The sequence below is a fragment of the Bradyrhizobium sp. USDA 4011 genome (assembly GCF_054063415.1).
Genome location: NZ_JBSSGG010000001.1, coordinates 6876883 through 6896356, shown reverse-complemented (window position 1 = coordinate 6896356; position 19474 = coordinate 6876883). Strand labels below are relative to the sequence as shown.

Here is a 19474-nt window from a genome sequence, read left to right as displayed (position 1 = left end):
CCGTCCCTGAACATGGGACCGCCGAATTGCCGGGACCACCATGGTTGTCCCAGTTGAAATGAAAACTCGGCATAGGAAAACCTCTTTCTCACACCGTCAAGCGATCTGTACAGCGAATAGATGCGCCAGTGCCAATACACTGCACAAAGCAGGACAACTGCACAGACGAGCCCAGCGAAAGAGAAGGCAACAACCGATGACATCCGTGCTTCCACTATTCTGACCAAACGCCCTACGCCGGCAGCTGCGTCTCGATGAACGCGGTGACGAAGCGCGGCATTGCGGAGTTGAGATCGGCGCGGCTGCGCACCAGATGGATGCCGACGAGTTCGGGATTTTTCTGGCGCGCCAGATTGGCCTCGATCCGCGCACGCAACGCGTCAGCGGTCATGTCGACGCGCAGGATCTGCATCATTGCGAGCGCAATGCCGGTGTAGATGCAGTGCCAATCGGCATCCGGGCGGCAATCCGCTGCGGTAAGGCCGGTCTCCTCCTCGAGCTCCCGCATCACGCTGCTGGCAATATCGACGGTCTCTCCGCTGATGTCGTCGAGATCGGGCGTACCGGAGGGGAAATAGATGCGTCCGGCGTTCGCCGTCCGCTGGCCCATCACCCCGCACACGAAGGCGCCGTCGCTCGAGAGCAGCGCGCCCATGCCGAAGCCGTTGAAGATCTCCTTGTCGGGAAAACCCCAGTCGCGCCAGGCGAGGAAGCTTGCGAAATCGGTCTCGAAATAGCTCGCGCTGTGCCGCTCGCCGGCAAACATTGGATCGCGCCCGAGCAGGACGCGTCCGTTCCACAGGTTCGGGTTGAGCCGCTGCTGCTCGGCGAAATGCGCATCGATCTCGCCGCGTCGCTCGTCCGCGAACGGCCAGGGACGCCGCTGCAATGCCAGATCGAGCGCGGTGACGCGACAAATCAGCGGAGACTGCATGTCACTCACCGCAAACTCATTTCGGCATGATCTCCGCGCAAATTACTTCGCGCTTCCGGTCGTCTTCTTGACCTGATCGACATATTTGTTGGTGTAGGTCTTGGTGACGTCGATGCCGGCCTTCGCCACTTCGGGTGAACCTTCACTGAACACGGCGAGCACCGCCTCCGCGCCCTTGGGATCCATCTTGCCGGTCTCCGAATACATCGGGATCGTGTTCTTCAACGCTGCGAGATACTGCGCCCTGTCCTTTCCGACGATCTCGTCCGGCATCTTGGCCATGATGTCTTCGGCGGTGTGCGAATGGATCCAGGCCAGCGTCGCCATGATGGCATTGGTCAGCGCCTGCACCTCCTTCTCGTGGCCGTTGACCCAGGCCGTGGTCGAATAGAGCGCGCCACCGGGATATTCGCCGCCGAACACCGCAAGCGTGTCGTGCGGGGTACGGGTGTCGCTCAGGATCTTGAGATCGGAATGGCTGCCCTGCAGCACGGTGACGGCGGGATCGAGCATCACGGCGGCATCGATCTGGCCCTGCTCCATCGCCGCGACCGCGGTGGCGCCGAGGCCGACGCCGATCACGGCGGTCCCGGCCGGATCAAGGCCATTCTTCTTCAGCATGTATTTCAGGAAGAAGTCGGTCGAGGACCCCGGCGCGCTGACGCCGACCTTCTTGCCGGCGAGATCCTTGACCGAGTTGATCTCGCCGGTGTGCTTGGGCGACACCACCAGCACGAGGCCGGGATAGCGGTCATAGACCACGAAGGCCTGCAGTTCCTGCTTCTTGGCCGCGAGATTGACGCAGTGGTCGAAGTAGCCGGAGACGACGTCGGCGCTGCCGCCGAGCACGGCCCTGAGTGCATCCGAGCCGCCCTTGAGATCGACCAGTTCGACCGCAAGCCCGGCCTTCTCGTATTCGCCAAGCTGCTTGGCCAGCACGGTGGGCAGATAGCACAGGCAGGCGCCGCCCCCGACCGCGATGGTGATCTTGCTTTGCGCCGCGGCAAGGCCCGTGGACAGGGTCAGCGCCAGCAGCGTTCCGGCAAGCTTGCCCAGCAGTTTGTTCATGACGTCCTCCGTTCGACTGGCCGGCAAGATAGAGGAGCGGGCCTGCCTTGAGAAGGCGACTTTCCGGTTACTGGTCAAGCCTGCGGCCACGGCATGCACCCCAACACCAACGAGATGCAATTCGTGCTCGAAGGCACCGGCACGGTCTGGCTCGGCGACAAGGAGGTGACGGTCAAGCCGGGCGATTTGATCGTGATTCCGAAGGGCACGCCGCATGGCGGCACCAAGCCGAACGGCCGCGCCATCAAGGCAATCGCGATCAAGACGCCGCCGCAGGCGCCGGATGATACCAAGCTGCTGGATTGACGACGGCTTCCTCCCCCGTCATTGCGAGCGGAGCGAAGCAATCCATCTCTCGGCATGTGCGGACCGATGGATTGCTCCGTAGCTTCGCTTCTCGCAATGACGACGTTGCGCCGAGTGCGCCCCAGGAGCCGGTTCCATTACATGACGATTGACAGATAATTCGCTTGCCTCGCGCCCGCCCGCTCCATAATATGATGATCGTAATTTAATAGAGGCAGCTCGATGAGCCTGGACGATCACCCCACGGTCAAGGCGGCGCGCGCGCGCAGCAGCCAGCCCGTTCACGACGCCCCGGTCTCTTCGGAACTGCTCAAGCGGATCGCGCGCGAGTGCGGCGCCGATGACGTCGGCATCATCGAGTTCGAGCGCGCCGCCATCGCGCCGCAGCGCGACTTCATCCGCAAGGTTTATGGGCGGACGCGTTCGCTGCTCGCGATCGCCTGCCACATGAACCGCGAGCCGGTGCGCTCGCCGTCGCGCTCGGTCGCCAACGAGGAATTCCACGGCACCTACGATCACGTCAACGAAACCGCGCGTGCCATCGTTCGCGCGCTCGACGCGCACGGTATCCCGGCCTGCAATTCGGTCGCCGCCTTCCCGATGGAGATGGACCTGCCCCGGATCATGATGGTCCAGCACAAGCCGATCGCGGTGGAAGCAGGCCTCGGGCGGATGGGAATCCACCGCAGCGTCATCCACCCGAAATTCGGCAGCTTCGTCCTGCTCGGCACCGTCCTGCTCGGATGCGAGGTGGACGCCTATGACCAGCCGATCGACTATAATCCCTGCCTGGAGTGCAAGCTGTGCGTCGCCGCCTGCCCGGTCGGCGCCATCAAGCCGGACGGCGGCTTCGATTTCCTGTCCTGCCACACCCACAATTATCACGACTTCCTCGGCAACTTCACTCAGTGGGTGGAGAAAGTCGCGGATTCCAAGGACGCCAAGGATTATCGCGCCCGCGTCCCCCGCACCGAGACGCTGAACATCTGGCAATCGCTGTCGTTCAAGCCGGGCTACAAGGCGGCCTATTGCATCTCGGCCTGTCCGGCCGGCGAAGACGTGATCGGCCCCTTCCTGCATGATCGGGACGCGCATTTCGCCGAGGTGGTGCAGCCGCTGATCGACAAGGACGAGTTCGTCTACGTGATCCCGGATACCGACGCCGAGGACACGGTGACGCGGCGCTTTCCGCACAAGAAGGTCCAGCATGTCACGTCCGGCCGCCATACCGGCAGCATCCAGGCCTACATCTTCTCGCTCTCGCTCGGATTTCAACGCGGCAGGGCGCGCGGTCTGGATTTCGTGACGCATCTGCGCTTCACCGGGGCAAGCGCGCTGGACATGACAGTCGTGATCAAGGGCAAGGATCTGCAGGTGGTGCCGGGGCGGCACGTGGGAGAGGCGGCGTTGAGCATCACCGCCGATACCCAGGCATGGCTGCGCATCCAGAACCGCGACCTCGAACTGGCCGACGCGATTGCCTCGGAGCTGGTGAGCTACAGCGATGAGAAGCTTTTCGCGGCCTACATGCGCTGCTTCCCGCTCTGAGCGGCGGAGGACGGTAACCACCAACTTTGGATTACGCCTCCTGCCACCCCACCCTTACCTCACCCTTGCATTTTGCTCCGCGAAATAAGCGGGGTGATCGATGTCGGCGAGCAAACCGGGCTGCTGCGGCTGCCAGTCGAGCCGCGCGCGCGTGCGCGCGCTCGAGGTCGGCACATCGAAGGCGACGAACCGGCTGAACATGCCGAAATGCTCGGCCGCTTCCTCCGGCGACTTCGACACCAGCGGAACGTCGAGCCGGCGGGCGATGACCTCGGCGATCGCCTTGAACGGCACGCCCTCGTCGGCGACCGCATGGAACGGGCCGCCTTCGACGCCGCGCTCGAGCGCGAGCCGGTAAACACGGGCCGCATCCAGCCGATGCACGCCAGGCCAGCGATTCTGTCCCTCACCGATATAGACAGAGGCGCCCTTCTCGCGCGCAAAGGCGACGAGGCGCGGCACGAAGCCGTGGTCGCCATGACCATGCACCGAGGGCGGCAGCCGGACCACGGCGGCATGCACGCCGCGCGATGCCACCGCCATCGTCGTCGCCTCGGACGCACGCGGATAGGCCTCGGAGACCGGAATCGGCGGATCCTCTTCGGTCGCGACGCGGCCCTGCGCCACCCGCGCGACGCCCGATGTCGTGATCAGCGGACGCTTCGAGCCTTCGAGCACGGCACCGAGCGTCTCGATCGCCCGCCGGTCGTCCGCGCAGTTCTGCGCGAACTTCGAGAAGTCGTGGTTGAAGGCGCAGTGGATCACGGCATCCGCCTGCGCGGCGCCGCTCTTCAGGCTGTCGAGATCTTCCAACGTTCCGTAGTGAACCTCGGCGCCGGCGGCGGCGAGCGCTGCCGCGCCCTTGTCGGAGCGGGTCATGCCGAGCACCCGATGACCGGCGGCAATCAGATCATTCACGACGGCCGAGCCGACCCAGCCGGTAGCTCCAGTGACAAACACACGCATCAGCAATCTCCAGGTTTTGCTGGCGACAAATCTGGGCGGCCCGGCTATCGTGGTAAAGTAGTGACTTTATCATGGTATAATGGCTAACAGGATGAGCGAACCGCTCACGCATGAGAACCTGCTCGGCGCCTATCTGAAGGACCGCCGCGGCAAGCTCGATCCGGCGACGTTCGGCTTTCCGCCGGAGCGGCGACGCACGCCGGGCCTGCGCCGCGAGGAAGTGGCGCAGCGCGCCAACATCTCGGCGACCTGGTACACCTGGCTCGAACAGGGCCGCGGCGGCGCTCCGTCAGCCGATGTGCTCGACCGCATCGCGCGGGCACTGATGCTGACGGAGGTCGAGCGCGAGCATCTGTTCCTGCTCGGCCTCGGCCGCACGCCCGAGGTGCGCTACCAGAAGAATGAAGGCGTCACGCCGCGGCTGCAGCGCGTGCTCGACGCGTTGCTGCCGAGCCCCGCCGTGATCAGGACCGCGACATGGGACATCGTCGCCTGGAACCGGGCGGCGACCGTGATGCTGACGGACTACGGATCGCTGCCGCCGCGCGCGCGCAACGTGCTGCGCTTCTTGTTCCTCGATCCGCGCGTCCGCGCCGCGCAACACGACTGGGCAAGCGTGGCCCGCTTCGTCGTTGGCGCCTTCAGGGTGGACGCGATGCGCGCGGGAGCTGCCGCCGAGGTGCAGCCCTTTGTCGACGAGCTCTGCCGGCTGAGCCCGGAATTCGCGGCGCTGTGGCGCGATAACGACGTGCGCGCCCATGGCGAGGGCATCAAGCAGCTCCGGCATCCGATCCTGGGCCCGATCAAGTTCGAATATTCGGCGTTCGCAGTCGATGGCCGATCCGACCTCAGCATGATCGTCTACAATCCTGTCGACCCCGAGGTGAAGGAGAAGATCCGCGGCCTGATGAACGCGGCGCCGACAGATCAACGAGCATAATCGTCGCCGCCTTTCGCAAGGTCTCATGCGACCTTTTCGCGCAACCAAGAACCGTTAACCATCGCTTGGCCGCCCTTTACCAGATCATCCCGGCGCCGAATACCGACGATGGCATCGCCGAACGCGACGCGCGCGGCATTCACTGCATTTTTAATGAATGAGGGTATGCAACTTTAAGGCGCGAATGCGATGCAGCTGTCGCAGTGCGAGGTAAGAAGGTATGACCAATCAAGTCATCGAGACACGGGCCTTGTGGCTTGTCATCGCCATCATCGCCGTGATCGACCTGGTGTGGCTCCGCACGTCCGGAATGTCGGTCGCCCTCGCCCCTGCCAAGGCGGTCATGTTCGTGATCGTTGCGTCGCTCGCACTGGTCTACGTCCGGTTCAGGCCCGATCGACGCATCGCCGAACTCGCCATCGCATGCGCACAACTGATCGCCTTCACGGCGGTCGCCGCGGTGTTGAGCTACCTGACGGTCACCTCGAATTTCCCATTGATCGATCGCCAGCTCGCCGCGATCGACGCCGCGCTGTATCTGGACTGGCCGGCTTATTTCGATTGGGTCGACGCGCGCCCCGGGATCAAGTGCATCCTCGATACCGCATACGATAGCTGCCTGGCGCAGACCGCGGTGCTGCTGGTGTCGCTGAGTGCGTGCGACCGGTTCGAACAGATGCGCGAGTTCGTCTGGCTCTTTATGACGGCGCTGCTGGTTGCGATTCCGATCGCGTGGATCTTCCCTGCCGCCAGCGCCTGGGTTCAGTTTGACGTCGTCGCCCGCGCCGACGCCTATCATCTGGCCGATTTCAACGCGCTTCGCGCCGGTCAGATGACGCGCATCCCACTGGCGGAGGTGAACGGTCTGATCACCTTTCCATCCTTCCATACGTCGCTGGCCGTCATCCTGATCTACGCCAGCAGAGGCGTGAGGCTGCTGTTTCCTGCGTTCCTCGTCCTGAACCTGCTGGTGATCGCCTCGACACCCACCATCGGCGGCCATTATTTCATCGATGTGATCGCAGGTGCGGCCCTCGTCCCGTGCCTTATCGGCCTGCGCCGGATGTCATGGCGGACATTGTTCGCGCGCCGGGCCGCCTCGCCATCCTACCAGATCGAATATGTCCGGGCTGATCAGCGCCGCCGCTGAAGCCTGATCCGGTGGCACCAGCTTGCGTCCGCGGATCTCCTAGTCCCGTGCCGCCGCCGTCGGCCGCCAGACCAGCAGCCGCTTCTCCACGACAGTCACCGCCATGTCGATCAGGATGACGAAGGCCGACAGCACGAACATGCCGGCGAACACGCCGGCGACGTCGAACACGCCCTCGGCCTGCTGGATCAGATAGCCGAGGCCGGCCGCGGAGCCGAGATATTCGCCGACCACCGCGCCGACCACGGCAAAGCCGACCGAGGTGTGCAGCGAGGAGAACATCCACGACAGCGCCGAGGGCCAATAGACGTGGCGCATCAGCTGCCGCTCGTTCATGCCGAGCATGCGGCCGTTGTCGAGCACCGTGGTCGGCACTTCCTTGACGCCCTGGTAGACGTTGAAGAATACGATGAAGAACACCAGCGTCACGCCAAGCGCGACCTTGGACCAGACGCCGAGCCCGAACCACAGCGCGAAGATCGGCGCCAGCACCACGCGCGGCAGCGCGTTGACCATCTTCACATAGGGGTCGAACACGGCGGCGACGCGCGGCTGCCGCGCGAACCAGAAGCCGACCAGGATGCCGCCGGCCGAACCGATCACGAAGGCGAGGATGGATTCCCACAAGGTGATCGCAAGATGCTTCCAGATCACCCCGGTCGCGAACCATTTTACAATTTGGCTGAAGACGTCGACCGGATTGGAGAAGAAGAACGGCGGCAGCAGCACCTTGCCGAAAACCGGCACGGTGGCAAAGAACTGCCACAAGGCCAGTGTGACGACCGCGACCAGAACCTGCAGGGATAGCAACGTCAAGCGTGACATCAGGCGGCTCCCGCCTGCGTCGACTGCACATAGCCCTTCATCACCTCGTCCTTCAGCACGCCCCAGATCTCGCGGTGCAGGGCATGGAAATCCTTCTCCATCCGGATTTCGGCGATATCGCGCGGCCGCGGCAGCGTGATGCGCCAGTCGCCGATGATGCGCGCGCTGGGCCCGGCCGACATGATTACGACGCGGTCGGCAAGCGCGATCGCCTCCTCGAGATCGTGGGTGACGAACAGCACCGCCTTGCGGTCGGCGGTCCACAATTCCAGCAGCAGATTGCCCATGATCTGCCGGGTCTGGGCGTCGAGCGGGCCGAACGGCTCGTCCATCAGCAGGATCTTCGGATCGCGGATCAGGACCTGCGCGAGCGCGACGCGCTTGCGCTGGCCGCCCGACAGCATGTGCGGATAGCGGCCGGCGAAGGCGCCGAGCCCGACCGAGGTCAGCCATTTCTGCGCACGGGCGAGCGCATCAGCGCGCGGCGTGCCCCGGATCTCGAGCCCGATCACGACATTGTCGATCACGGTCTTCCATGGGAACAGCGCATCCGCCTGGAACAGATAGCCGGCGTCGCGGTTGAGGCCACTGAGCGGCTTGTCGAAAATCCGCGCCGCCCCGGCGGCCGGTTTCAACAGCCCCGCGGTGACATTGAGCAGTGTCGACTTTCCGCATCCGGTCGGGCCGACAATGGCGACGAACTCGCCGTGCGCGACCGAAAGATTGGCCTGCTCGACCGCGGTATAGACCCGTCCATCCGCCAACCGAAACGCCACCGTCGCACTGTCAAGCGCGACCGCCGTCGGCTCCGTCATCGCCACGCATTCCTCCCGAACATCAGGCGCATGGCTTAGCGGTTCGCTCGGGCAAGTTCAACGCAGGAGATGACGCAGGATGCGTGCTGGGGGACCGCGGTCACGCGATTTTCAAAGAGGCCGGGTGGCACACTGCGCGAACGGGGTTGCGCATCGCACCGACTTCGTCGAGGCTGCCGCCAAGACCGTGGACAAGGAGACAATCATGCGGATCGCAGTGGTCGGCGCCGGAGGCGTCGGCGGCGGCTTTGGCGCGGCACTGGCGCATGCCGGCGCCGACGTCACCTTTATCGCGCGCGGCGCGCACCTCGCCGCCATGCGCAGCGAAGGTCTGAAGGTTCAGGGCGGCCGCGGCGAAACCCATCTGGTCCCGACCCAGGCGACCGACGACCCCGCAAGCGTCGGCCCGGTCGATATCGTGCTGTTCTGCGTCAAGCTGTGGGACGTCGAGAGCGCCGGCGAGCACATCAAGCCGTTGGTCGCTCCCGACACCGCGGTGATCCCGCTGCAGAACGGCATCGACGCGCCCGACCGGCTGATCCCGATCCTGGGCCGCGATGCCGTGATGGGCGGCGTAGCGCAGATCTCTGCCTCGATCATCAAGCCCGGCGTGATCAACCAGGTCGGCACCTTCATGCGCATGATCTTCGGCGAGCTCGACGGCCGCATCACGCCGCGCGGCAAGGCGCTGCTCGCGCTCTGCCTGAAGGCCGGCTTCGACGCCACGCTGAGCGAGCAGATCAACACCGAGCTGTGGATGAAGTTCGTTGGCCTCGCTACCAATGCCGGCATGACCGCGGTCACGCGCCAGCCGATCGGCAGGCTGCGCGACGATCCCGACCTGCGCCCGTTGTTCGTGTCGGCCTGCGAGGAGACCATCGCCGTCGCGCACGCCATCGGCATCAAGCTGCCGCCGGACCCGCTGGCGAAAGTGCTCGACTTCATCGGCCACGCGCCGCCGGCGATGAAGGCCTCGATGGCGCTCGATCTCGAACGCGGAAATCGGCTCGAACTGCCCTGGCTGAACGGCAAGGTGGTCGAGCTCGGCCGCAAGCTCGGCGTGCCGACCCCGACGCACGACTTCCTCTATGCCGTGCTGAAGCCCTACGCGATGGGTACGCCGTCGTAAGCAGGCGGTCGCGCGTTGGAGCAGCGGCCCCGCTCAGGCATGTTGCGGCGGGGCAAGCGTGGCGACCTGATCCGGATGCACCGTGATGGCCGTGCCGCCATGCCCATCGCTCGCGGCGACGAAGGTGGATGCCATGTAGTTTCCGAGCAAGGCGATGCTGGCGGCGTGGACGCCGTCCGAGACGGTGATCGATCCGCCTGCGGCGTTGCCGGCAAAGCCCACGGTTTGCCCAGCCGCAAAATCGATATTGGCGAAATCGATCGCGTCGGCTCCCGTCATGCCGGCGACGGTGCCGGAGAAGCCTGTGGGGTCGTCGAGCTTCAATATCCCGGAGCTTGATGCAAAGGAGATTTGCGCCGAGCTCGCCGACGCAAGCTCGAGGGTCTGTCCGGCTGGAATGATCGAGGGATCGCTGATCGTGAAGGCGCTGGACCAGGCACCCCAGACGGTCCCGTCATTGGCCTTGATCCAGAGCGTGTCCGTGTCCGACCCGACGTGATACGCAAGCTGGGAGAGCTGCGAGGCCGCGACGACGTTGTCCTGCTTTGCTCCGAGCGCAACACCGTTCAGCGTGAAGTAGCCGTTGCCGCCTCCGCTATTCCAGACATCATATGATGTCGCGGAACTGCCGAACGAATCCGAATAGGTGAAGAGCGAGGACACCGAGAATGTCTGGCCCTGCACGGACAGCGTGCTCGAATTGCTCGGGGTCACCACCGGACCCGTGTCCACCGGCGCAGTCACCGTGAAAGCGCTTGACCATGATCCCCAGACGGTGCCGTCGTTCGCGCGGACCCACAGCGTGTCCGCGCCCGAGCCCGATTGATAGCTCAGCGACGCCAGCTGGGCGGCCGTGATGTAATTGTCCTGGTTGGGCGCAAGCGCCACCCCACTCAAAGCAAAGTGCCCGCCACCTGTGCCCGTGTCCCAGACGTCATATTGGGTCGCGGGGCTGTTGAACGGATCGCTGTAGGTGAACAGCGACGAGGCCGCATAGCGCTGGCCGTGGGACGCGACGATGTTCGACACCGCCTCAACGGGTCCGCTGTCGAGGGGAGCATTGACGGTGAACGCGCTCGACCACGCGCCCCACACCGTGCCGTCATTGGCGCGGATCCAGAGCGTGTCGATGCCGGAGCCGGATTGATAGCTCAGCGACGCCAGCTGGGCGGCCGTGATGTAATTGTCCTGGTTGGCGGGCAGCGCCACGCCGTTCAGGAGGAAGTGGCCGCCGACGGTGCCCGTGTCCCAGACGTCATATTGGGTCGCTGCGCTGTTGAACGGATCGCTGTAGGTGAACAGCGACGAGACTGCATAGCTCTGACCGTGAGCCGCGACGATGCTCGACACCGCTTCAACGGGCCCGCTGTCGAGGGGAGCATTGACGGTGAAGGCGCTCGACCATGCTCCCCACAGCGTGCCGTCATTGGCCCGGATCCAGAGCGTGTCGGTCCCCGAGCCGGATTGATAGGTCAATGACGACAGCTGCGCGGCCGTGATGTAATTGTCCTGATTGGCGGGCAGTGCCACGCCGTTCAGGCGGAAGTGCCCGCCGACGGTGCCCGTGTCCCAGACGTCATATTGGGTCGCAGCACTGTTGAACGGATCGCTGTAGGTGAACAGCGACGAGGCCGCATAGCTCTGGCCGTGGGGTGCGACGATGTTCGACACCGCCTCAACGGGTCCGCTGTCGAGGGGAGCATTGACGGTGAAGGCGCTCGACCACGTGCCCCATACCGTGCCGTCATTGGCCCGGATCCAGAGCGTGTCGATGCCGGAGCCGGATTGATAGGTCAGCGACGTCAGCTGGGCGGCCGTGATGTAATTGTCCTGGTTGGCGGGCAGCGCCGTGCCGTTCAGGAGGAAGTGCCCGCCGACGGTGCCGCTATCCCAAACGTCATATTGGGTCGCGGGGCTGTTGAACGGATCGCTGTAGGTGAACAGCGACGAGGCCGCATAGCTCTGGCCGTGGGTCGCGACGATGTTCGACACCGTCTCGACGGGCCCGCTGTCAACCGGCGCATTGATGGTGAAGGGGCTCGACCACGCGCCCCACACGGTGCCGTCATTGGCGCGGATCCAGAGCGTGTCGATGCCAGAGCCCGATTGATAGCTCAGCGAGGCCAGTTGGGCGGGCGTGATGTAGTTGTCCAGGTTGGCGGCAAGCGTCACCCCGTTCAGAACGAAGTGGCCGCCGCCTGTTCCCTTGTCCCAGACGTCATATTGCGTTGCCGGACTGCTGAACGGATCGCTGTAGGTGAACAAGGACGAGGCCGCATAGCTCTGGCCATGAGCCGCTACAATGTTGGACACCGCCTCAACGGGACCGCTATCGACCGGCGCGGTGACGGTGAAAGCGTTCGACCATTGGCCCCACACCGTGCTGTCGTTGGCCCGGATCCAGAGCGTGTCCGCGCCGGAGCCGGATTGATAGGTCAATGACGACAGCTGCGCGGCCGTGATGAAGTTGTCCTGATTGGCGGCAAGCGCCACCCCGTTCAGAACGAAGTGGCCGCCACCGGTGCCGCTGTCCCAGACATCGTATTGGGTCGCTGCGAGCCCGAATGGGTCGTAATAGGTGAACAGCGAGGAGACGGCAAAGCTCTGGCCGTGCGTTGCCGTCACGTTTGCGGCCGTCAGCACGGGCCCTTCAGGGATTGCCGTAAATTCGGTCCAGGCGCTCCAGAACACGCCATTGAACGCCTCCACCCACAGCTGATCGCTCGCGGGACCGAACTGATAGGCAATGCTGGACCACTGTGAGGCAGCGACGTCGATCTCGACCCCGTTCGCCTGCGCCACCCCGCCCACGGTGAAGTGCCCGTTACCGGTGGAGTCCCAAAGCGCATATTCGATGATCGGCAGAGTACCGCCCGTCGTATAGAACATGGACGACGCTGCAATCGAGGTTTGCACGCGGCCGGTTATGTTTGACGCGACCACCGTGGGCGCGACGTCGATGGCGCCGGAATTGTCGATGACGAAGTCGCCGCCCTCGCTGGCGATCTGTGTCAGCGAAACTTCAAATTGTACATCCCAGTTTTGGCCGGGATAGCTGTTTCCCCATGGGTTGCGAACGATGAAATTGCCCGTCGCGCTGTCATAGCCGACGACTCCGAAAGCATGGTCCGGGACCAGCTGGATATTTCCGGCACTGTCATGCGTGTACGGAGACGTTGAGGGAATCTCGAGGATGACGTCGTCGTGGTTGGAGAGCGCTGCGATATAGACGGACTTGTTGCTGTACCAGGAGGATGAACTGCTCAGATAATAGTTGACGCTCGTCGCGTCGGTCAGATTCTCCAGGACGTCTGTCGGAGGGTCCGCGGAAATGTTGTTGTAGCTGTTGACCGCCGGGTGCCCGATCTGTCCCGTTGCACTGAGCTGCGCGTAGGCCTTCTCCACCAGGGCAACCCACATTGCAGTGGGCTGCTCATTATAGTTGTGGCCATAGTCAAGTTCGGTGCCACTGACGACTGGAAACTCGTCATTGACGGTCTCCCATGTCTCCTGACCATTGACGTAGAAGCGCACGCCATAGGTGCCGTTTCCATTGTCCACGATCATGGAGCTCATGACCTGAGGGTGAAAGACGACGACATCGATCAATCCCGACATCAGTTCGCAATCGCCGTCTGCTCCCTGACAGATGTCGTTGACGGTGGCCGCGCCCGTCGAAGAATACAACGGTCCGGTAACCGCGCTGTAGCCCTGCAATGTCCAGCCGCTCCCGCCTGCATCGGGCGGCAAAGTCGGGTCCGGAAGATCGGTCCCCTGAAACCACTTTCCGATCAGTTCAGACATCTGCGTCGACGTCGTGCCAACCTGCAGATTGCCGAGCGTGATGTGAGCAGTGCCGCCCCCTGTCCAGGTGGCGTTCGCTGGATTGCCATCAACGAGCTGGTTGAAGAGATGGTAGACATAATCCGATGTGCAGAGGCCGCTGTTCAGATTGGCCGCAATCAGCTGCAGCGAGTTCAGCTCATTCGCGGTGACACTCCCGCGATTGGCGACATCCGCCAGCAACTGGATGGCTTCAGCGTCGGTGAAGACGCCGTCCGCGGCAAAGTTGAGCATGTCGGACTTGATGCCGCTGTCGACCAGTGAATTGACCCAGCTTGCCGTCATGGAATTCCTTCGCAAGTCTTGACGCAATATGATTGCTGTCGGCCAGGCCTGTCCTGGCGAGGTTGCGCGCGTCCCGTCGCGACGAATCCAGCAATAGAATGCGTAACTATCGCCATAGTTTTGAACGAATTCGAGACGCGTGTCGATCTAGCCGAACGCTGCCAACGGCCAAAGCGGCCCACATGATCGTGAAGATTCGTTAACGTCTGCCTGATGCGCCGTCCACCACCCGGGATCGCGGCAGGGCTTAGCCCCCGACGCCGAGGGCGCCGACGCCCAGTCTCTCCCGAATGGGAGCCCGACTGGGCCTGGGAGCGCGATGGCCGGCCGTTCACCTGTGCGCACGCGCCGGCCTGACGGCAGGCCGACCGCCCGGTGTTCCCACATCAGTGGGCACGATGCCGTCCGCGGTGCGCCCGGCGCTTCGGAGGCTGTGGTGGCGCGAAAAACGGATTCTCCGAGCACATCGCACCCCGGCCCGACGCCGACGCCTGGCACTGCGGAATCGAGGTGAAGCTGCAATCGATGTAGTTTCCGCCGTACTTGCCCTGAAAGACGTGCATGCACACCGGATAGTTCGGATCGTAGGCCTGCCCGGCGGCAGGTCCGGCCAGGGCGACCGCAGCTGCGGCGATCGCGAGCAGTTTCAGGCGCATCGGTCTCTCCTTGCCGCTCGGAAGGTTTCCCCACAACAGGAGTTAGTCAACTGCGCCAGCGACGCGACGGCGGGCTAGTTGACAGGCTGACGCGGTCGCTGACCGCGCTCCCTGGGCGGCTTTTTCGGACCTTTGTAGAATGGATTGACCGAGCATGTCGCCGATCGCCCGGAGGCCGTTGCCTGGCATTGCGGAAGCGACGTGAAGCTGCAATCGATGTACTCGGGCGTCAGCCTGCCGCCATAGACTTCCATGCAGACCGGATAATTCGGATCGTACATTTGCGCGGCGGCGGGCCCGGCGATGCCGACGCCGATGGCGGCGATGATGGTGAATGTCAGGCGCATCGAATTCTCCTCAAGCTCGCTCCGGAACGCCGGGCGCGCGGCTATCGCTGCTCGCCGGCCGGCTTGCCGTCGTCCTCACCAAGACAACGGATCATGAAGGCCGTGGTGTCCCGCGGCAGAACCTGCGCGGCCCGCGCCTTGAGGCGGCATTCGAGCTGCGCGATCTGGCGTGCCCGTTGCCGTTCCGACGGCAGCGTCGATTGCCGCAGCCGGCGCAAGGTCATCGGCGAGCCATCCGACTCGAAGCTCAGCTCGTACCGCTTGCCGTTCTGGTCGGTGGCGGCGCAGGTGATGGTCGACACCTGCCGCGTGATGAAGCTTCCGACCTGGCGGCAGGAGCCCGTCGACATCTCGACCAGCGGCACCGGCAGACCATCGACACGCGGACGGTCGCTCGACTTCAGCAACATGCGGTCGACCGCGAGCTCGAACAGATTGTCCTGGGTGCGCTCGGTGCTCTCGCCGGAGAACGAGACGATGTGGCTCTTGTCGGCGGGATCGTCGAGCACGACGGTGAATTCGGAACGGCCGCGCAGGGTGTGGAAGTAGGCCACCGCCTTGCAGGTATAGCTGCGGCCGGCGACCGTGACATTGCGGCAGGTGCCGGACATCAACGCATACAGGTCGACGTCGTAGACCGGGCCGGCGGCAACGGCGAGCGCAGGCCAGCACACGATAGCAATCGCAATCAATTGAGCGAAACGGGGGATCATGCTGGAATGATCGAGAACACGGTCGATGGAGAGGTCCATGGCGCAAGGTCGCCGATTTGCGCGGACTGTGCAACGATGAAGCAGGCCGAAATGTGGACGTCCCGCAAACGACCGGGGAATGCAGGCGAGCCGTGCTGAAAGGCCGCGCCGCTGGTGCCGTGCGTCAGATTTGCGGGCCGGACAGGGTGACCTCGCGCTCGGCGCGGAAGACGTTGCTGTAGAGGTTCGCGATCCACTGACGGCCGCTTGCCGTCATGTTCAGGCAGTTGATGGCGCCCTGGATGTGCGGCGCGACCATATTCCAGTAGAATTGCGGATAGCGATCGACGATATCGGCCGGCGATTCATAGCCGAGCTGACGGTTGATGCCGACTTCCTCGAACTCGTGATAGAGCGCGTTGGCTTTCCTGATGTAGTTGGGATCGCCGAGCTGTCCGATGAAATCGGCGGCCCGGACGATCGCCGCCTCGTCGTCATATTGCAGGCCTTCGGGTGCCGGAAACCGCGTGCCTTCGATGTTGCGCGCGACACGCTCGCGATCGAGCGGGACGACGGCCGCGAGCCTGTCGAGCACATAGAGCTTCGAGCGGTCGACGTGATACGGCATCAGGCCGGCATCCGACGAGCCGCGCGGCAGCACGACCTTCTTGCCGGACGCATCGATCACATAACCATCCGGTCCGTCGCCCTTCAGCAGGCCGCGCACATAGCCGATGTCGTGCGTCAGGCAGGCGATGATCGTGTGGGTGTAATCCTCCGCGGTGACATGGGTGTGCAACGCGCGACCTCGGATGATGTCGTGCCCGGCCAGCGTGACCAGCATGGTGTGCTCGACATTGTGGTAGAGCGCATCGCTGTTGCCGATGCATTCGAGCGCAATGCGGGCTGCGGCCGGCAGGAGTTCGCCAAAGCGCGCCTGCGAAGCCCCGAACGTGCGGCTGACGTGCGTGGCGAGAAACTTCTCCAAAGCACCTGCCGCCAACTCAGGCAACGTCATCATCGATGCAGCCCCCGACCGCGCAACGTTCCTCGCCCGCCCCGATCTCACGTCGTAGTTGGGCAGAACTATAGCGCATCTGCGGGCGTGCGGCTACGCGCCGGCGAGCGCGTGATTCGTTCCGCCGTACTTTCCCGGTCTTGCCGGCTGTGACACCAAAGCCGCTGATAATGGCATGAACCGTGCATGATTCGGTTCAGACCGGGTTAATCTTACGGAAAATGACCATCATGCTTGTTACGCTCGTCGCCGTCCTTTGCAATGCCCAGCTCTGCATGGAAAAGGTCGTCACCAACAGCGACCAATCCGGCATCACCATGGGCGCCTGCGCTGTGAGCGCCCAGATCGGCATCGCCGACTGGCTGGCCAAGGGGCCGTATCACGATTGGCGCTTGCAGAGCTATAAGTGCATCATGGGCAAATACGTACCCAAGAACGAAGTGTGATGTGTGCTCACAGCCCCCGAAGGGGCTGAGCCGCTTCGCGTGGCCACCTGGACCAGCCTGCGAACCCCGTGATGCAGGCGCGTGCACCTCGAGTCAAAGTCCATTTTATGGGCTATCACTGTCGTTCACGATGGTGAGACATGAGGTCGCCCAGGAATGGCCCGAGAATGCCCGCAACGCCGCTGATTGCCTACGCGCATGTCGGCAAGAGTTTTGACAATGGTCGCGTGGTGGCGGTCGACGACGTCTCGCTTGACGTGGCCGAGGGTGAATTCCTGGCTGTTGTCGGCGGCTCGGGCTCCGGCAAGACGACGCTGCTGCGGCTCGCCAACCGCCTGATCGAGGCCGACCGCGGCCGGATCGCCGTCGAGGGCGAAGACGTCAGCCGCATCGACCCGATCCTGTTGCGGCGCCGCATCGGCTATGTCTTCCAGAGCGGCGGACTGTTTCCGCATCTTTCCGTCGCCGGCAATGTCGGCATCACGCCAACGCTGCTCGGCTGGCCGCAGGCCGAGATCTCGGCACGGGTCGATGAACTGCTCGACCTCGTGCGGCTCGACCGCGCGCAACATCGCGACCGCCTGCCGCACGAGCTCTCCGGCGGCCAGCGCCAACGCGTCGGCGTCGCGCGTGCGCTGGCTGCGAGGCCGCGCATCGTGCTGATGGACGAGCCGTTCGGCGCGCTCGATCCGCTGACCCGCGACGCGCTCGGCGACGATTATCGCACACTGCACCGCGACCTCGCCCTGACCACGGTCATGATCACCCACGACATGACCGAGGCGCTGCTGCTGGCCGATCGTGTCGCGGTGATGCGTGGCGGCAAGCTGCTCGCTTTGGGCACGCCGGCGGAGCTCGCGGCCAACACCGACGCCTATGTCGGCGAGCTCTTGCGTACGCCGCGCCGACAGGCGGAACGGCTGGGCGCATTGCTGCCGCGGGATGCCACGGCATGAGCGATCCACGCTGGAGCGAGGCGCTCGCGCATCTGCCCGATTATCTCGGCAACCATGTCCGGGTCAGCGTCGCCGCGCTGGCGCTCGGACTTCTGATTAGCCTGCCGCTTGCGCTCATCGCGCGCAACCGGCCAGTGCTGCGCGGCACGCTGCTCGGGCTTGCCAGCATCGTGCAGACGGTGCCCGGTCTCGCGCTGCTCGCGCTGTTCTATCCGTTGTTGCTGGCGCTCACGGCGCTGAGCGCGACGTGGCTCGGCTTCAGCTTCTCCGCCTTCGGCTTCCTGCCGGCGGTGCTGGCGCTCGCGCTCTATTCGATGCTGCCGGTGTTGCGCAACACCGTCACCGGCCTCTCGGGCGTCGATCCGGCGGTGCTGGAGGCTGCCCAGGGCGTCGGCATGACGCCGCGGCAATCGCTCACCATGGTCGAGCTGCCGCTGGCGCTGCCGGTGATGATGGCGGGGATCCGCACCGCCGCGGTGTGGGTGATCGGCACCGCGACGCTGTCGACGCCGATCGGCCAGACCAGCCTCGGCAACTACATCTTCGCGGGGCTGCAGACCCAGAACTGGGTGTTCGTGCTGTTCGGCTGCTTCGCCGCCGCCGTGCTCGCACTGGTCGTCGACCAACTGCTGGCGCTGATCGAGAACGGCCTGCGCAATCGCAGCCGCGTCCGGACCGCACTTGGCGGGCTTGGCATCGCCGCCCTGATCGCAGCGACGCTGGTGCCCGCGATCGCGCGGCCGCACGCGCGCTACGTCGTCGGCGCCAAGACGTTCACCGAGCAATATGTGCTGTCGGCGCTGATGGCACAACGGCTGCAAGCGGCCGGACTGCCGACGACGACCCGCGCCGGCCTCGGCTCCAACGTGATCTTCGATGCGCTCGCGGCCGGCGATATCGACGTCTATGTCGACTATTCCGGCACGCTGTGGGCGAACCAGTTCCACCACGCCGAGATCAGGCCCCGCGCCGAGCTGCTGGGCGAACTGAAGACGACGCTGGCGAAGCAGGACATCACGCTGTTCGGCGAGCTCGGCTTCGAGAACGCCTATGCGCTGGTGATGCCGAGGAAGCGCGCCGATCAGCTCGGCATCCATTCGATCGCCGACCTCGCGTCGCACGCCGCGACGATGTCGATCGCCGGCGACTATGAATTCTTCTCGCGGCCGGAATGGGCCGGCGTCCGGAAGGCCTATGGGCTGACGTTCCGCGCCCAGCGCCAGATGCAGCCGGACTTCATGTATGCGGCGGTTGCCTCCGGCGAGGTCGACGTCATCGCGGGCTATACCAGCGACGGGCTGATCGCGAAATACGACTTGGTTGCGCTCGCAGACGACAGGCACGCGATCCCGCCCTATGACGCGATCGTGCTGCTGTCGCCAAAGCGGCGCGAGGACGAGACTCTCAAAGCGGCGCTGCGGCCGCTGCTCGGCAAGATCGGCATCGCCGCGATGCGCGAGGCCAACCTGCGCGCGTCGGGCAACGACGCATCATCGTCGCCCGACGCCGTGGCACGCTGGCTGTGGGAGAAGGTAGGGCCGCACTGAGCG

17 protein-coding genes and 1 pseudogene are annotated in these 19474 nt (G+C 64.4%); 8 read left to right on the top strand and 10 right to left on the bottom strand.

The window, feature by feature from the left end:
- Positions 1-232 precede the first annotated feature (232 nt).
- Positions 233-934: an NUDIX hydrolase gene (locus ACVW1C_RS32475; RefSeq protein WP_456761749.1), complete on the bottom strand. Its 702-nt coding sequence runs from the start codon at positions 932-934 to the stop codon at positions 233-235.
- 42 nt (positions 935-976) lie between these two features.
- Complete coding sequence (locus ACVW1C_RS32470) at positions 977-2002, bottom strand: ABC transporter substrate-binding protein (RefSeq protein ID WP_456761748.1); 1026 nt, start codon at positions 2000-2002, stop codon at positions 977-979.
- Between the two features lie 87 nt (positions 2003-2089).
- Here ACVW1C_RS32470 and ACVW1C_RS32465 point away from each other — a divergent pair.
- Both ACVW1C_RS32465 and ACVW1C_RS32460 read left to right on the top strand, forming a co-directional pair.
- Positions 2090-2308, top strand: a pseudogene (locus tag ACVW1C_RS32465) (cupin domain-containing protein); the annotation flags it as partial.
- 222 nt (positions 2309-2530) lie between these two features.
- Entirely contained in the window at positions 2531-3856 is a 1326-nt protein-coding gene (locus ACVW1C_RS32460) for a 4Fe-4S binding protein (protein ID WP_456761747.1), read from the top strand.
- A 54-nt stretch (positions 3857-3910) separates the two neighbouring features.
- On the opposite strand, the gene ACVW1C_RS32455 is transcribed toward ACVW1C_RS32460, so the two are convergent.
- Entirely contained in the window at positions 3911-4822 is a 912-nt protein-coding gene (locus ACVW1C_RS32455) for an SDR family oxidoreductase (RefSeq protein ID WP_456761746.1), read from the bottom strand.
- 91 nt (positions 4823-4913) lie between these two features.
- Between ACVW1C_RS32455 and ACVW1C_RS32450 the strand changes: the two genes are divergently transcribed.
- Complete coding sequence (locus ACVW1C_RS32450) at positions 4914-5762, top strand: helix-turn-helix transcriptional regulator (RefSeq protein ID WP_456761745.1); 849 nt, start codon at positions 4914-4916, stop codon at positions 5760-5762.
- A gap of 277 nt (positions 5763-6039) precedes the next feature.
- Positions 6040-6912 carry a phosphatase PAP2 family protein gene (locus ACVW1C_RS32445; protein ID WP_456761744.1) on the top strand — a complete coding sequence of 291 codons (873 nt, stop codon included), beginning with the start codon at positions 6040-6042 and terminating at the stop codon, positions 6910-6912.
- Between the two features lie 39 nt (positions 6913-6951).
- On the opposite strand, the gene ACVW1C_RS32440 is transcribed toward ACVW1C_RS32445, so the two are convergent.
- Together ACVW1C_RS32440 and ACVW1C_RS32435 are read right to left on the bottom strand one after the other, a co-directional pair.
- A complete protein-coding gene (locus tag ACVW1C_RS32440) occupies positions 6952-7737 on the bottom strand; it encodes an ABC transporter permease (RefSeq protein ID WP_456761743.1) in 786 nt (261 codons plus the stop codon).
- Positions 7737-8552 carry an ABC transporter ATP-binding protein gene (locus tag ACVW1C_RS32435; protein ID WP_456761742.1) on the bottom strand — a complete coding sequence of 272 codons (816 nt, stop codon included), beginning with the start codon at positions 8550-8552 and terminating at the stop codon, positions 7737-7739. The genes ACVW1C_RS32440 and ACVW1C_RS32435 overlap by 1 nt, the downstream gene beginning before the upstream one ends.
- A gap of 124 nt (positions 8553-8676) precedes the next feature.
- Between ACVW1C_RS32435 and ACVW1C_RS32430 the strand changes: the two genes are divergently transcribed.
- A complete protein-coding gene (locus tag ACVW1C_RS32430; RefSeq protein ID WP_456761741.1) occupies positions 8677-9681 on the top strand; it encodes a ketopantoate reductase family protein in 1005 nt (334 codons plus the stop codon).
- A gap of 33 nt (positions 9682-9714) precedes the next feature.
- On the opposite strand, the gene ACVW1C_RS32425 is transcribed toward ACVW1C_RS32430, so the two are convergent.
- The 5 genes from ACVW1C_RS32425 to ACVW1C_RS32405 form a co-directional block, all read right to left on the bottom strand.
- Positions 9715-13809, bottom strand: a complete 4095-nt coding sequence (locus ACVW1C_RS32425; RefSeq protein WP_456761740.1) for a C2 family cysteine protease — start codon at positions 13807-13809, stop codon at positions 9715-9717.
- A gap of 386 nt (positions 13810-14195) precedes the next feature.
- Positions 14196-14465 (bottom strand): DUF3551 domain-containing protein, encoded by a 270-nt coding sequence (locus tag ACVW1C_RS32420; RefSeq protein ID WP_456761739.1) that lies wholly within the window; start codon positions 14463-14465, stop codon positions 14196-14198.
- Between the two features lie 74 nt (positions 14466-14539).
- Positions 14540-14812, bottom strand: a complete 273-nt coding sequence (locus tag ACVW1C_RS32415; protein WP_456761738.1) for a DUF3551 domain-containing protein — start codon at positions 14810-14812, stop codon at positions 14540-14542.
- A gap of 41 nt (positions 14813-14853) precedes the next feature.
- Positions 14854-15564, bottom strand: coding sequence for a hypothetical protein (locus ACVW1C_RS32410; RefSeq protein WP_456761737.1), 711 nt, complete (start codon positions 15562-15564; stop codon positions 14854-14856).
- A gap of 124 nt (positions 15565-15688) precedes the next feature.
- The gene (locus ACVW1C_RS32405) at positions 15689-16525 is read right to left on the bottom strand and encodes a metal-dependent phosphohydrolase (RefSeq protein WP_456761736.1); all 837 of its coding nucleotides are present in this window, start codon (positions 16523-16525) and stop codon (positions 15689-15691) included.
- Between the two features lie 227 nt (positions 16526-16752).
- On the opposite strand from ACVW1C_RS32405, the gene ACVW1C_RS32400 reads away from it, so the two are divergent.
- The 3 genes from ACVW1C_RS32400 (at position 16753) to ACVW1C_RS32390 (ending at position 19471) form a co-directional block, all read left to right on the top strand.
- The gene (locus tag ACVW1C_RS32400) at positions 16753-16968 is read left to right on the top strand and encodes a hypothetical protein (protein ID WP_456761735.1); all 216 of its coding nucleotides are present in this window, start codon (positions 16753-16755) and stop codon (positions 16966-16968) included.
- A 167-nt stretch (positions 16969-17135) separates the two neighbouring features.
- On the top strand, positions 17136-17924 hold the full coding sequence (locus ACVW1C_RS32395) for an ATP-binding cassette domain-containing protein (protein ID WP_456761734.1): 789 nt from the start codon (positions 17136-17138) through the stop codon (positions 17922-17924).
- Positions 17921-19471: an ABC transporter permease/substrate-binding protein gene (locus ACVW1C_RS32390; RefSeq protein WP_456761733.1), complete on the top strand. Its 1551-nt coding sequence runs from the start codon at positions 17921-17923 to the stop codon at positions 19469-19471. The genes ACVW1C_RS32395 and ACVW1C_RS32390 overlap by 4 nt, the downstream gene beginning before the upstream one ends.
- Positions 19472-19474: the final 3 nt, after the last annotated feature.